The organism is Chitinophaga arvensicola (assembly GCF_900110835.1).
GTDB lineage: Bacteria > Bacteroidota > Bacteroidia > Chitinophagales > Chitinophagaceae > Chitinophaga > Chitinophaga arvensicola.
The window spans coordinates 3,518,025-3,533,568 of record NZ_FOJG01000002.1; the positions used below are offsets into that span (position 1 = coordinate 3,518,025).

General features: G+C 47.5%; 9 protein-coding genes. 5 read left to right on the forward strand and 4 right to left on the reverse strand.

Annotated elements, in window-relative coordinates:
- Positions 1 to 4 precede the first annotated feature (4 nt).
- Positions 5 to 841: an AraC family transcriptional regulator gene (locus BMW79_RS31210; RefSeq protein ID WP_089902863.1), complete on the reverse strand. Its 837-nt coding sequence runs from the start codon at positions 839 to 841 to the stop codon at positions 5 to 7.
- Between the two features lie 90 nt (positions 842 to 931).
- On the opposite strand from BMW79_RS31210, the gene BMW79_RS31215 reads away from it, so the two are divergent.
- Entirely contained in the window at positions 932 to 1,990 is a 1,059-nt protein-coding gene (locus tag BMW79_RS31215; protein WP_089902866.1) for an SDR family oxidoreductase, read from the forward strand.
- Between the two features lie 33 nt (positions 1,991 to 2,023).
- On the opposite strand, the gene BMW79_RS31220 is transcribed toward BMW79_RS31215, so the two are convergent.
- A complete protein-coding gene (locus BMW79_RS31220) occupies positions 2,024 to 2,584 on the reverse strand; it encodes an RNA polymerase sigma-70 factor (RefSeq protein WP_089902869.1) in 561 nt (186 codons plus the stop codon).
- A 261-nt stretch (positions 2,585 to 2,845) separates the two neighbouring features.
- Here BMW79_RS31220 and BMW79_RS31225 point away from each other — a divergent pair, with 261 nt between their 5' ends.
- The 4 genes from BMW79_RS31225 to BMW79_RS31240 all read left to right on the forward strand — a co-directional run bounded on the left by BMW79_RS31225 (position 2,846) and on the right by BMW79_RS31240 (position 11,914).
- Entirely contained in the window at positions 2,846 to 3,892 is a 1,047-nt protein-coding gene (locus BMW79_RS31225; protein ID WP_177192406.1) for a FecR family protein, read from the forward strand.
- A gap of 243 nt (positions 3,893 to 4,135) precedes the next feature.
- Positions 4,136 to 7,528, forward strand: coding sequence for a SusC/RagA family TonB-linked outer membrane protein (locus tag BMW79_RS31230; protein WP_218150486.1), 3,393 nt, complete (start codon positions 4,136 to 4,138; stop codon positions 7,526 to 7,528).
- Positions 7,529 to 7,547: 19 nt separating this feature from the next.
- Positions 7,548 to 9,335 carry a RagB/SusD family nutrient uptake outer membrane protein gene (locus BMW79_RS31235; protein ID WP_089902876.1) on the forward strand — a complete coding sequence of 596 codons (1,788 nt, stop codon included), beginning with the start codon at positions 7,548 to 7,550 and terminating at the stop codon, positions 9,333 to 9,335.
- Positions 9,336 to 9,451: 116 nt separating this feature from the next.
- On the forward strand, positions 9,452 to 11,914 hold the full coding sequence (locus BMW79_RS31240; protein WP_177192407.1) for an outer membrane protein assembly factor BamB family protein: 2,463 nt from the start codon (positions 9,452 to 9,454) through the stop codon (positions 11,912 to 11,914).
- Between the two features lie 53 nt (positions 11,915 to 11,967).
- Here the strand turns inward: BMW79_RS31240 and BMW79_RS31245 are convergent, their stop codons facing one another.
- The gene (locus tag BMW79_RS31245) at positions 11,968 to 13,062 is read right to left on the reverse strand and encodes a sterol desaturase family protein (protein WP_089902882.1); all 1,095 of its coding nucleotides are present in this window, start codon (positions 13,060 to 13,062) and stop codon (positions 11,968 to 11,970) included.
- Between the two features lie 136 nt (positions 13,063 to 13,198).
- Positions 13,199 to 15,529, reverse strand: a complete 2,331-nt coding sequence (locus BMW79_RS31250; protein ID WP_089902885.1) for an arylsulfatase — start codon at positions 15,527 to 15,529, stop codon at positions 13,199 to 13,201.
- Between the last annotated feature and the right edge of the window lie 15 nt (positions 15,530 to 15,544).

Here is a 15,544-nt window from a genome sequence, read left to right on the forward strand (position 1 = left end):
TTTTTCAGGGGGTGGTCTGCATCTGTTCCCGGTAGGCGGAGGGAGTCATGTCATGATATTTCCGGAAGAATTTATTCAGGTGGCTCTGGTCATTGAATCCCAGCTCATGACTGATCTCTTTCAGGGAGAAAAGGCTGAAATGCAGGCGGTCTTCCAGCAGTTGCAACCGGTAACGGTTTACATACTCCCGCAGGGTACTGCCGGTTTGCTCCTTAAAAAACTCACCCAGGTAATGCTTTGAGAAACCGAATTGTCCTGCCAGTTGCTCCACCTGGATTTCATCTGCAGCGTGAATATGTTCATGGATATAATTGAGCAGATGCGTGACGCGGGTATCGTTTTTTGTGCCTGCCGGCGACACCGCCTCCTCTCCCTGGTGCCGGATCATCGTAAACAATGCCTGCAATAAAAAAAAGATAGTATCGCTGCTTTCTTCCCTAAAAGCTTTCCATTCCGCCACTATCAATTGTATCAACGGTTCCATCCGCTGAATGGTGATTATCTTTCTCTGGTGCCTCGCCTGTAACAACAGCTGATCCAGTTCCTGGTTCCAGCGCTGCTGCAGCTGCATAACACCTGTACCATGGAGGTATACATTGGTAAACTTGATAAAGGTAAATGTAGTGGGTGTGGAGATATCAAAATAATGCGCATCACAGGGCGCCAGCAGGAATAAACAAGGCCCCTTATACGGGATATTCATTCCCGAAATGCAATGTGTGCCGCTCCCCTTGTGGATAAAAATAAGCTCAAAGTGATTGTGGTTATGCACCGGATGCTCCCATTCACTCGTGGTAAAGTGCGACACTTTCAGATATTCGTGTTGTATGTATCTCTTCATTCTTTGAAATATACCAATGAACCCCGTTGTTGTACAAATGTAAGGCCTTCCGGAGCAGGATCTTTGTGCTGTTAAAAATACAACAGAGATATGAAAAACAGGAAAGTAGCCCTGATAGCAGGCGCACAGGGCGTAATAGGCCGCAACCTCATCGATTACCTTCTTACACAGGAAAACTGGGATATCATCGGCTTATCAAGAAGAGGCGGTACAGATACAGAGAAAGTAAAACATATAGCCGTGGATCTGCTGAGCCGGGACGACAGCCAGGCGAAACTCGGACAATTAACAACGGTAACGCATATCTTCTATGCCGCCTACCAAGATCGCGGAAACTGGGCTGCGCTGGTACCTCCCAATATGGCCATGCTCCGCAATGTAGTGGAAGTGGTAGCCCCTGTGGCTGCGGAATTACAACACATCAGCCTGATGCAGGGATATAAAGTATATGGCGCCCACCTGGGGCCGTTTAAAACACCGGCGAAGGAAACAGATGCCGGCCGCTTTATGCCGCCGGAGTTCAATATGGATCAGCAACGTTTCCTGGAATCGTATCAACAGGGTAAATCCTGGTCCTGGTCGGCTATACGACCTTCTGTGGTAGGTGGCTTTGCATTGGGTAACCCGATGAACCTGGCCATGGTAATTGCGGTATATGCGGCCATTTCAAAGGAACTGGGCCTGCCACTCCGCTTCCCCGGCAAGCCAGGTGCTTATGATAAGCTCATGGAAATGACTGATGCCGGGCTGCTGGCCAAAGCTACCACATGGGCAGCAAACAGTCCTGCAGGCGCCAACCAGGCCTTTAATATCAACAATGGAGACTTGTTCCGCTGGTCCGATCTATGGCCCAAAATTGCCCGTTATTTTGATATGGAAGTAGAAGCGCCCTTACCGATGCAGCTGGATGAAGTGATGGCCGATAAAGAACCGCTCTGGAACAGCATGATGGAAAAGTACGGACTCCGGTATAGTTACGCAGAAGTATCTTCCTGGAAATTCGGGGATTTTGTTTTCTCGTGGGATTACGACTTCTTCGCTGATGGCAGCAAGGCGCGCCGCGCAGGCTTCACGGAATTTGTGGATACAGAAAACATGTTCTTCGATATCTTCTCCAACTTCAAAAAAATGAAAGTTATTCCTGCATAGGAATAGAGATAAAGCCATCATGTAACGGTGGCTTTATGCTTTTTCCAGGGTAAAATTCACCGCAGCGGTAAGGCGTTTCATGGCAATAGCCAGTTGGTTTTCCACCGTTTTTACAGAGAGATTGAGAATGGTAGCAACTTCCTTATAACGCAGATCATATTGCTTTACGAGGATATAGACCATTTTACATTTAGGAGGCAGCTGTTCAATGGTGTATTCCATTTTACGGATCATCTCCGCAGAAATCATCAGTTGCTCCGGATCGCTGTCGAACGCGATTTCCAGTTGTTCTTCTTCCGCAAACACCACCTGCCGGGAACTGGCCTGTTTCCGCATATGATCAATTGCTTTGTTCTTCGCAACCACAAACAGGTATACCTGCGGATTTTTTATGTCCGTCAGTGATTGCCTTTTTTGCCAGCAATGCATAAAAACATCGTTCGTAATTTCTTCTGCTACCTCTTTGGAACGGGTAAGCGAGAAAGAAAAACGCAGCAATTTGATGAAGAAATGATGGTAGAAAGCTTTGAAGGCTGTCTGATCATTGTTCGCTGTAATGTTTCTAAATAAGTCATTGATTGTACACTGATCCATCCCTTTTAAGCCACTGATATTGGTTGCAATAATAAATAACGCAGATTACGCTAAAGTTAACAAAATAATTTATCCGGAAATTTATTTTTGCCGGTAATGCTTTTTTGGCGAAACATGATGTTATCTGCACTTATCTCGGTTACCCATCTCCCGTAAAAAAAAATAAATACTTCCTTTGGGGGTTTTTGATTTTCTTTTCGTCCTTCTGATATAACACGGAGAAAAAATTAAATGATCGAGCGCAACCGGATAAATATATTGATGGCCAGGAAAGTATCCGGCGAGGCCACCATAGCCGAATTAAAGGAACTGGAAACGCTGTTGATGCAGTTTCCGGAACTGCAATATGCTTTTACTATTGTGGGGGATATCAGCACCGTAAACAGTGCTAACGGATTTACCCCGGCAGAAGAAGAACAACTCGCCAGTGAAGGTATGGATCGCATGAACCTTTTCCTGCAACAGGAACAGGAAGTGCCCGCCGTAAAACGCATCATCCCCTGGCGCGTACTTACCGGCATAGCCGCTACAGTGGCTATCCTGGTTATTACCTTTGCCGTATGGCCGGTAACACCGCGCAAACAGGCATTCCGGAACGAAGTAGTTACCAAAACAGGTTCCAAAACCACCGTAGTACTACCAGATGGTACCAGCGTGATTCTCAATGCCTGCAGCCGCCTGCAATACGATGCCACCCGCTTTCTCAACGGCGAACGCGAAGTGAGCCTCACCGGTGAAGCCTATTTCGATGTAAAACATGATCCGGCACACCCTTTTATTATTCAATCCGGAAAAGTAAATATCCGTGTATTAGGCACCATCTTTAACGTGAAAGCCTATGCAGAGGATGCTACCGTGGAAACCACGCTGCTCAGCGGAAAAGTGGAAGTAAATTTCCCCGACAACGACGCTGATGGATCGCGCAAAACCACACAGCTGGAACCGGGACAAAAACTGATCATCGGACAACTCAATACCAAACCATCAACAGAAAATAAACAACACAGCTTTAGCATTACTCCCATCAAAACAATAGCCGGCACCGACAACACAGTAGCAGAAAAGCCCGCTACTGCCTGGGTAAACGACCGTTTCGATTTTGATAATGTGACGTTTGAACAGTTGTCGCACGACCTGGAACGCTGGTTCAATGTTACCCTGCGTTTTAAAAATGATAAATATAAAAATGAAGTATTTACCGGCGCTTTCCGGAAACAAAGTATAGAAGACGTACTGCAGGCTTTACAACTGATGTCTGGCTTTCATTATGAAGTGAACACGAAAGAAAATGTTATTTACATATGGTAATACTTAACATCCAAACAGCATCTATGGCTTGATAATCCACTTATTCCTTTTTGCAGACAGCAAATAAAAAAAGGAGAATGCAGCAACATTCCCCCTTTCAAAATGCTGGCTAAACAACGTAAACCGATTTCTTACAATCAGGTAATGGCTCATTATTTAACCTAACGAAACAAATTTATGAAAAAAAGCTATTGGTGGCCTTCCAATATTCCCCAGCGGAATATGAGGAAACTATTATTGCGTATGAAACTAACTTCCGTATTGCTTTGTGCTGGTTTCCTGCAACTAAGCGCACATGGGTTTTCTCAGGAACGCATCAGTGTTAATTATAATAAAATTAACATTGGTAAGCTGCTGAATGTGATCGGACAGAAAAGTGACTATACTTTCCTGTACAAAAACACCAGCATCCCTGACAAAAAGATCACGATCTCTATGCAGGATGCCCCTGTAGCGGATATCCTTGATAAAGCGCTGGCGGGTACTTCGCTGGGCTATAAGATCATGAAAGGCAACCTGGTGGTGATCCTGGAAGCAGGAGAATCCGTACAGAATGTACATATAAAAGGACGTGTTACCGATGAAGCCGGCAACGCGCTCATAGGTGTTACCGTACTGGTAAAAGGTACCACACAGGGCGCCAAAACAGACGCCGACGGCCGCTTTAGCCTGGAAGTACCGGAAAATGCCACCGTAGAATTTACCTATGTTGGATACGAAGCCCAGCAAATGAAAGCACGGGATGGCGCCAACTACAACATCGCCCTGAAAGCCAATTCCAGCGGACTCAATGAAGTAGTGGTAGTAGGCTACGGCAAACAGAAAAGGATTAATCTCAGTGGCGCCGTAGACGCGATCTCCGGCAAAGAACTCGAAAGCCGCCCTATCGCCAATATTAACAACGGTCTCCAGGGATTATTACCTAACCTCAATATCACCAACGACAATGGCCGCGTATCTTCCGCCGCGAAATTCAACCTGCGTGGTATGACCTCCATCAACGGAGGCGACCCTTTTATCCTGGTAGATAATATTCCATTTACCAACGAAGAAGTATCCCGCCTGAACCCCGCTGATGTGGAAAGCGTAACCACCCTGAAAGATGCTGCCTCCGCCGCCATTTATGGCGCCCGCGCCGCATTCGGTGTAATCCTCATCACCACCAAATCCGGGAAAGATGGCCGCCTTATTATGAATGCCAACGCCAACTACGCCGTTCGTACACTGGGCGCAGTGCCAAAAGTCATCACAGATCCGCTGACGGTTATGCAATACAAGCACGACGCCGCCACACCACTGTATGACCTTTATCCCGCAGCCGACAGGGACTATGCGGCAAAACTGGCAAAAGATCCGTCTTTACCAACCGTTATCGTAAGTCCTACCGATAAAACAAAATACGCCTACTACGGTTCCACCGACTGGCTCCATGAAGTATACCAGAAATCAGCGCCCGCCTATAATGCGAATTTCAACATCTCCCGTGGCGATGATAAATTAAACTACTACCTCTCCGGTGATTATTATACACAGGATGGTATGCTGCGTTATAACCCCGACCAATACACGAGGTATAACATGCGCGCAAAAGCTACCTATAACATCAATGACCGCGTGAAGTTTGGTACCAACACCATGTACACCAACACCACCTATTCACAACCTTCCTATACCGTTGATTACTTATTTTTTCATAACGCCAACCGCACCCCGTCGTTGTCCGTACCCCGCAACCCGGATGGTACCTGGACCTCAGATGGCGCCGCCTTACTCGGCAACCTGCAAAGCGGCGGCCGCTCTGCTGACACCTGGAGCGAATTTATGACTACACTCAATGGAGAAGTGAAACTGATCAAAGATGTATGGACCATCAAAGGAGACGCTACCTACCGCCGCGGCAACGATATTGGTAAAGCCTACTCTCTGCCCGTACCCTACAGCACCGGTCCTGGTCAGCCTACACAATACACCAATGGCAACCAGTCATCCGCACAGAACAGCACCTATGAAGTGAAATATAATGTGTATAACCTGTATACCGACTTCCATAAAAAATTCAATAAAAAACATGAAATAGGGGCCCTTGCAGGTTTTAACCAGGAATATCATTTCACTAACCTGTTTAATGTAACCAGGCAAGGCCTGATCAGCTCCCAGTACCCAACACCACAGCTGGCTACCGGTAATATCACCGAAAAACAAAGTATCGAAGACTGGGCAGTAAGAGGTATCTTCTATCGCCTTAATTATACTTTCGATGATAAATACATTGTGGAAGTAAATGGCCGTAACGATGGTTCCTCGCGCTTCCGCGAAGATAACCGCTGGGGCTTCTTCCCTTCTGCTTCAGCCGCCTGGGTGATCTCCAAAGAGAAATTTTTCAATAACATAAAAGGAATCGATCTCCTGAAAATCCGTGGTTCCTATGGTTCTCTCGGTGATCAGCAATGGGGCGCATATGGCTACATGCCGCTGATGACCAGCAGAAATATCAACTCCGTAGTAAATGGACAGCTACCTATCGGCGTATATGCACCTACACCGGTAACCGCCACCTATACCTGGCAGTCTGTAAAAACAATCAATGGCGGTATTGATTTCAGTATGCTGAAAGAAAGACTCTTCTTCAGCTACGACCGCTATACCCGCTACACCAACGGCATGTTTGCCAAAAGCCAGGAACTACCCAATGTATACGGTGCTCCGGCTCCCAAAACCAATTCTGCCGATCTGAAAACACGCGGGTGGGAAATGACCCTCTTCTGGCGCGATCAATTCAAAATCGGCAACGATGATTTCGGATATGGTGTGAAATTACTGGTGGCAGACAGCCGCTCCTTTATCACCCGCTACACGAATCCTACCGGTACACTCGCCAACTACGATGCCTCCTACCTCCCCGACCGTAACTATTACAACGGCCAGGAAATCGGTGATATCTGGGGACTCACCACCGAAGGATTCTTCCAGAACGAACAGGAACTGAAATCACATCCCAACCAGGCAAAAGTAGGTTCCGATGACCAGCAGTACCAATTCTATGTAGGCGACCTGAAATTCAAGGATATCAATGGCGACGGTGTAATTGACTATGGTGATAATACCGTGTCAAAACCCGGCGATAGAAAAATTATCGGTAACAATGCTCCACGTTTCCCTTACAGTATCGATCTGACAGCTTCCTATAAAGGCTTCGATTTCCGCGCACTGATCCAGGGCATCGGCAAAAGAGACTGGTACCCAAATCCGGGCAATCACTACTTCTGGGGCGTTTATGCACAACCATGGACCAACGTACAGGTACATAACCTCGACCGCTGGACACCGGAAACACCAAACGGCTATTTCCCACGCCTGAAATCTTACATCGCGGAAGATGCGACAGAACTGGGTGCGCCACAAACCAGGTACCTCCAGAATGCTGCCTACGCCCGACTGAAAAATGTGTCGATCGGTTATACCATTCCAAAATCAATTACCGAGAAATATAAAATTTTCCGCTTCCGGGTATACTTCAGTGCGGAAAATATCTTTACTGTTTCTCACCTGAAAGCCAATATTGATCCGGAAGGACTGGACGGTTCCATTTATCCTTTCCAGAAAACCTATTCGTGCGGATTGAACCTGAACTTTTAATTAATTCAAACATCGGAACATGAAAAAGCTTTGCTTATCACTCATCATACTAGGCTGCGCAGCTGCTTCCTGTAATAAGGATTTTCTGCAACGCCTGCCACAAACGGAGATTTCACCAGACGCCTATTTTAATTCCCCACAGGATCTCAATACTTACATCAACGGATTGTACGATGATAACCTTGTAGCACCCTATGATGACAACAACTCCGACAACGTGTCCGGAAATACCGGCAGTGAAATGGATAAACTGGTACATAATACCCTGGATCCTACTACTGTTGGAGGTTGGGACGACTGGAACAAACTCCGTAACATCAACTTCCTCCTCGATAACGCCGGCAAAGCAAAAGGCGATGCTGCTGCCATTAATCACTACATTGGCATTGCACGTTACTTCCGTGCAAGATTTTATTTTGAAAAAATAGCCACCTATTCTGATGTTCCCTGGTATGGTCACGTGTTATCAGATGTAGATCCTGAACTGTATAAAGGCCGTGACCCACGCGCTGCGATAGCAGATTCGGTATTGGCCGACCTTCAGTTTGCCGTTGATAATATTAAGGTAGACGACAAAGACAACGGTACCAGCGTTAATAAATACACCGCCCTGGCCCTCATGTCCCGCTACTGCCTGTTTGAAGGTACATTCAGAAAATACCATGATGAATTAAAACTCAGTGGCACCGCAGATGCATTTCTCCAGAAAGCAGCATGGGCAGCAGACCAGGTAATGAGCAGTCAGCGCTATACCATCTACAACACCGGCAAAGGTGGTGCAGATTACCGCGCTTTGTTTGTGAGTCTCTCTTTAGCCGGCAACAAGGAAATCATCCAGTGGAGAGATTATCCGCAGGCATTAAGCAAAGGAAACAACACCCATACCGTACTCGGATGGACCTGGTCGCTCAGTCAAAGCCTGGTGTACAGCTACCTGATGAAAGATGGTACACCATTCACCGCACAGGCCGGCTATGATAAGATCGGCTTCACGGCTACTTTTGCCAACCGCGATCCACGCCTGGCGGAAACCGTGTCCTATCCGGGCTTTTCTCCTACACAGGATAACAACGTATATATTGCCAAACCCAACCTGGGCGCTTACGACCAGCTGAAATTCTATCCCCGCGATCCAAAACAGCGCCAGGGATGGGATGCCAACTACACCGCTTTACCTGTATACCGCTATGCAGAAATCCTGCTGAACTTTGCAGAAGCAAAAGCGGAACTGGGTACGCTGTCGCAAGCTGACCTGGACAACTCTGTGAACCTGCTCCGCCGCCGTGTTCAGATGCCGGACCTCAACCTGGCTACTGCTAACGGCAACATAGATCCGGTGCTGGCCGCCGCGTATACTGTAAGTGGTGTGAATAAAGGCGCCTTACTGGAAATACGCCGCGAAAGAAGAGTGGAAATGGCCTGTGAAGGACTCCGTCTCAAAGACATCAACCGCTGGAAAGCAGGCGCACGCCTGAAAGATGCACCACAAGGCATGTACATCCCAGCACTGGGTGGTATCGACATGACCGGCGACGGTGTTGCCGACATCGCCATCCTGCCTAATCCAAATGATACCACCGCTATCGCCAACCTGCCTCCGGATGTGAAAGCCAGAGTTTCCCGCTTCTATCTCACAGATAAAGGAAGCGATAACAACTTCTACCTGGAAAATGGTACAAGCGGTCATATCCAATTCACCGCCGACCGCATCGGCCGCACTTTTACAGAGCCTAAGTTCTACTATCGTCCTATCCCTAAACAACAAACAATACTGAACGATAAATTAGTACAGATATTTGGTTGGTAACCCCGGATAAACAGTGATGACCAGGATTACCATGATCCATGTACTGCAAAAGCAAGACAGGGATCATGGTAATCTTTTTTTATTCCGTAATCATGCTTATAAAAATATACCCGTTCATGAAGAAATTACTTTTGACGCTTCTCACGGCAGGCTGTGTCCAGACACTACTGGCACAGGGCTTTTCCGGAAAGGTATTTACAGACAACAACAACGACGGCAAACAACAAACAACAGAAAAAGGCTTACCCGGCATCCGCGTATCAGATGGACTGAACGTGACCACCACCGGCGCCGATGGCAGCTACCGTCTTCCCGGCCACGCAAAAACAAGGTTTATCTTTATCACCACACCTGCCGGCTACCGGTTTACCAAAGCATTTTATCTTCCGGTAGATAGCACCCTGGCCAGTTACGACTTTGGATTGCAAACCGTAACCCAGTCTACCGCCACTGCCAGGTTCGTACGGCTGGCTGATACGGAAACTTACCAGTTCAACAGCTGGATGACGGAAGCAAAAGAATATGCACACAACGAAGCCGCCGACTTCATGATCCATACCGGCGATATCTGTTATGAAAAAGGGATGGCCTTTCACGCACAATACGTACATACACGTACCATGGGCCTGCCGGTGTATTACTGTATCGGTAACCACGACCTGGTAAAAGGTCCTTATGGCGAAGCCTTGTATGAATCCTTATTCGGCCCGGTATTCTATTCCTTTGAAGCCGGACCAGCCCACTTCATTGTAACACCCATGCCGTCCGGTGACTACCAACCCTCCTACACCGCAGACGACGTAATAAAATGGCTAAAGAATGATCTGGCACATACTGATCCGGCTAAACCGGTGATTGTATTTAACCATGATCTGCTTACATACGACACGCTCTTTACCATCCGTTCCAAAAATGATAGTATCAATCTCAACGAACATCATCTGAAAGCATGGATCTATGGCCACTGGCATATCAACTTTGCCCGTACCCATGGTAACAGCGGTATCCGCTCCCTTTGCGCAGCGCCACCTCCGGATGGTGGCATCGACAACTCCGCCTCCAACTTTGATGTAGTAGACATTGATAAAAACGGGATTTCGTTTGTACAACGACGTTATACCTATGTACATGATCAACTGGTAGCCGTATCTCCTTCCGCTGCAGGTGTTGCTTTCGACCAGGATAAAATGGTTGTGAGCGCAAATGCTTATCACACGGCAGCACCAGTGAAAAAAATACTGTTCAACCTGTTCGATAAAAAAGGAAATTTACTGAAACAGTTAACACTGCAGCCACGTACCGACTGGAACTGGACCACCACCACAGCTATTCCTGCCAGTTGGATGAACGGCGTTTATACCAGCACGTTAGAAGCTACATTGAGTACCGGCAAAACCCTGTTCCGCAGAGATACCTTCCAGCTGGCAAAAACGCCGGCAGCCGTTAAACCTGCTAACCAGCAGGACTGGCCGGAAGTATTGCAAAACATACAGCGTACCGGCGCTACCAACAATATCAACACAGCAGGGCCGCTTCGCCTGAGCTGGACCGCCAACATCGGGGGCAATATCTGGAAATCATCTCCCATCTGCGCAGCAGGAAAAATATTTACCGCCACCATCGATGATGAAGGCAACCAGCATTGTCACATTACCGCTTTAGATGCCCTCACCGGCAAACAATTATGGCAATTTGCCACCCGTAACTCCATTAAACATAGCATGAGCTATGCAGATGGCCTGTTGCTCGCCACCGATGCCGAAGGCATCACCTATGCCCTGGATGCCGCTACCGGTACACTGAAATGGCAACATAACGGTGCGTTGAAAAACCTGCCGGCATACAACTCCGGCGGCGCTATATACAACGGTACCTATTACACCGGCGCCGGCAAATACTTACAGGCATTGGATCTGCACACCGGACAGGTAAAATGGACCAACAAGGACTGGAGCGGCGGTGAAGGCACACCCGCAGCTATGGCCATCCGCAACGGACAACTTATCACTTCCTCCAACTGGAATCACCTGTTTGCACACGATGCTGCCACCGGCAAAATGCAGTGGAAACGCAGCGATGAAGGCCTCCGCTTCCGCAGTGGTACGCCCGCTTTCTTTGGCGATCTGTTGTATGTACACGGTATCAATAAACTGCATATCCTCGAACCTACCACCGGTAAAACAATCGACAGCATCCCCGTAACCGCCGATCTGAAAACCATGACCGCGCCGCTGGTAACGGATCAATATATCATTACCTGCACCGCCGCAGGCGGTATGTTGGCCTTCGACCGGAAAACAAAAAAAGAAGTATGGAACTTTGTACCCGGCGAAGCGCTCTTTTACTCAGCTCCTTACAGTTCGCCGTCATCTGCTACTATTGAGTCTACTCCGTTGCTGACAGGTAACCGCCTCATTACAGGCGCCTCAGATGGATGTATATATGTGATCGATCTGGCAACCGGAAAAGCGATCAATCGCTTCAATACCGGTGCGCCTGTATTTGCAGAAATGGCAGTGTATAACGGGATGTTATATGTAGCGGACTTTTCAGGAAATGTGAATGCGTTTAAGTTATAATCTCTGTTAAAACATGAAAGACAGCGCCGTGGCACTGTCTTTCATGTTTTAACCTACACTGCTTCCACTTGTGTAACTGCTGCAATCTGCGGCACCAGTACAGGCCTCTCTTCCACTACCTCCACCTCATCACCTACCACCGGGCCGTTATGCGCCAACTCACTGCCTTCTTTCTTCGATTTGAAAATAGGCCAGAGCAATTGTGCATACCACTCTTCTTCCTTGTAGTGTTTTAATCCATAGGCACTCGGATACTGGCGTGTAATGATGCCTGTTCCGAAAATAAGATCCCAGATAAAAAACATGTTACCAAAATTGCCTTTGTAATTACCGATACCATCATCCGTAGTATCTGCGTGATGCGCATGATGTGTAGCCGGCGTGGATATCAGCCGCTCCATGACCCAGCCTACCGGATTCAGCCAGCGGATGGTGTAAAATGGTTTATCCCATTTGATACTGGAATGCGCCGCTGTGGTAATCAGGGATTTGATACCTCCTACAAAAAGCGCCGGATAACCCAGTCCCATATACGTGAGTGCCACCGTGAGGTAGATCTGCGAAAAAAAGGCCGTATAAATGATATTCTGACGGCTTGTCATCGCCATACCCATGTACGGAGCAGAATGATGCGTACGGTGAAAACGCCAGAGCAGCGGCAACTGATGATGCAACCGGTGATACCAGTACTGTGTAAGATCATCGGCCACTGCCATGATCGCAAAGCCCCACCAGAAAGGTACCCAGGCAAAAATATTTTTGGCATCCGGTAAAATGAAGGGGAGCAACTGCAAACCGAAATAAGCAATCATCGGCCGTAATACAATCCGTGGAAGAATAAAGCAAACAATATCAAGTGTACGCTCATTCTTTGTCCACTTATTTTCGTATAGCCCTACTGAAAATTCAATCACACCTACTACCAGCATAATAGCCGGTAAACCCCATGTTTTCAGGTTGTCAAATATGGCTTCAAGAAATGCCGGGGCCTTAAAAGAAAGATGCTCCGTGGTAGCCGTGAGCCAGGGTTTGCTGCCGGTGATATAAAACGACAGAAACATCAGCCCGATGGGCAATACATATAACAGCAGACTAATCAGGGAATCTTTCAGAATTACCTCTGTCTGCGTTTTCGCTGTTGTAGTCATAATAAAATATTTTAGTGATGCTGATTAAATAAAAAATGGATCAACCATATACTACCGGCAATAATCACCAGCGGTATGAGGAATATCAGTATGCCAATGGCTATTTTTTTTATCAGTAAAACAAGATCGGCTAAAGTCATAAAGAAGGATTTTGTGATGGATGTATAATTTCTACCTGATGAAGTTTACCGGTAAAGTTGTAGGGAGATCTGTACAGCGGAGATACAGCAGATCCCTGATCCCTTCCCACATCCAGCCCTTCGTCGTAGGGACTGATCGTAGCATCTGCTTTGGTAATCGCTCTCTCTGCCACCTTTTCATCGTTGATATACAACGCCTCTGTACCGGCAGGATCCGTGAGTCGCTGCGCAGGTGCATATTTCAGTTCATAGCGAAGTACCACGTTCCCTGATGGTAATGCTTTTGTGGAGGTTAGGTCCGTGAACTTTCCGTTGTTATTATGTACTGCTTTTAGTTTTCCATCCTGCACAAAAAAAGTAAATCCGGAGAAACGACCACCCACACTGAGTAATACGCCTTCATTCTTTGCGTCTGTCAGTTCCACGTCTGCCTTGATGATAAATGACTGCTCTGAAAGAAAAGGGGCAGAGCGTGTAGGCACCTGCGTGATACCGGGGTACAACACTGCAGTAGCGCGGCTATCGAGCGGTCCACGGGTAAGTATAGCGGGTGTAAGGCGGGTTGTATCTCCCAGTAACGGGTATACTTTATATTTCCATGCCTCTGTATCAAAGAGTTGTTGCAGCTCTTTCAGTTTAGCAGGATTACTTGCCGCCAGATCATGCTGCTCATTAAAATCTACGTTCAGGTTGTATAACTCCCATGTATCTGTGGTGAAAGGTGTTCCACGTTTGTGACTCACAGCAGCTTTCCATCCATCTTTATACACGGAACGGCTACCCGCAATTTCATAGTACTGCACATGATGCCTGCCCGGTACGGTAGCGTTACTAATGGTATAGGCCAGGCTCACTCCTTCCAGTGAATCCTGCGGATAACCATTAATAACTTTGGGGATCTTTAATCCGGCTATATCCAGTACCGTTGGCGTCACGCTGTTTACATGCGAATACTGCGTACGGATGCCTCCTTTTTTGATCAGCTTCGGATAAAACAATACCAGCGGATTGCGGGTACCGCCTTCGCTATTGGCATCCTGTTTCAGGTAACGGAAAGGCGTATTAGCCGCCTGTGCCCAGCCTACAGGATAATTAGGCCCAGACTCCGGACTGCCGATCTTATCGTACAGGCTGTCGATTTCTTTGATCCGGCTATCATAATTTTCGGCAAACAAACTACCATCGATATATTCATTGATACCATGTACATGACCACTCAAACCGCCTTCTTTGCTGGCGCCGTTATCGCCGATGATAAGTACAATCAGCGTATTATCCAGCTGCTTGGTATCCCGCAGGTAATTAACCAACCGCCCTACGTCATAATCTGTATGAGACAAAAATCCGGCGTATACTTCAAAGAAACGGGCAAATACTTTTTGTTCAGTCGCGGAAAGAGATGCCCATGGCTTCACACCGGGATTACGCGGTGGCAGCGTTACATCTGACGGAACCAGTCCCAGTGCTTTTTGCCGCGCCAATACCTGCTCCCGGTAAACATCCCAGCCCGCATCAAATTTACCTTTGTACTGATCAATCCATTTTTTATCTACCTGGTGCGGACCATGCGTAGCTCCGGGTGTAAAGTACAGGAAGAAAGGCTTGTCCGGCGCTGCAGAATGCTGCCCTGCGATATAGGAAATGGCTTTATCTACCAGCACCGTAGTGAGGTGCTTTCCCTGCAGATCCGGCTCTACCTTGACCGTATTTTCCCAGAGTGCCGGCGTATATTGATCTGTCTCCCCTGCCATAAAACCAAAGAAGGAATCAAATCCACGTCCGGTAGGCCATCGGTTGAAAGGCCCTGCCGGCGTAAGATCCGGACTTGGCGTTACATGCCATTTACCAACAGCGTAGGTATTATAACCATCTTCTCTCAATATTTCTGCAATAGTGCCTTTTTCAAAAGGCATGTAACCATTGTGTCCCGGTATATTCACCGCTGCGTCAATCACAGTAGGCACGTTCACCGAATGATGATTGCGACCTGTCAGCAAAGAGGCACGGGTAGGCGAACAGATGGCAGTGGTATGAAAATTCGTATATCGTAAACCGTTATTCGCCAGGCTGTCAAAGACCGGTGTTTGTACCAATCCACCAAAAGCGCTGCTGGCGCCCCATCCTACATCATCCAGCATAATGTAGATGATATTGGGAGCGCCCGCTGGGGCAACAGGATTAAAGGGCGCCGGGGTAACAACGGTTTGTGAGAGCGTAGTACCAATTTTGCCACCACTGCTATGCTGTGGGCTATACTGTGCATATGCACCGGATGCTATACTCAGCATCAATATGATAGACGGTCTGGAAACGTAGGATAATTTCATTTGCTATTTGTTAAG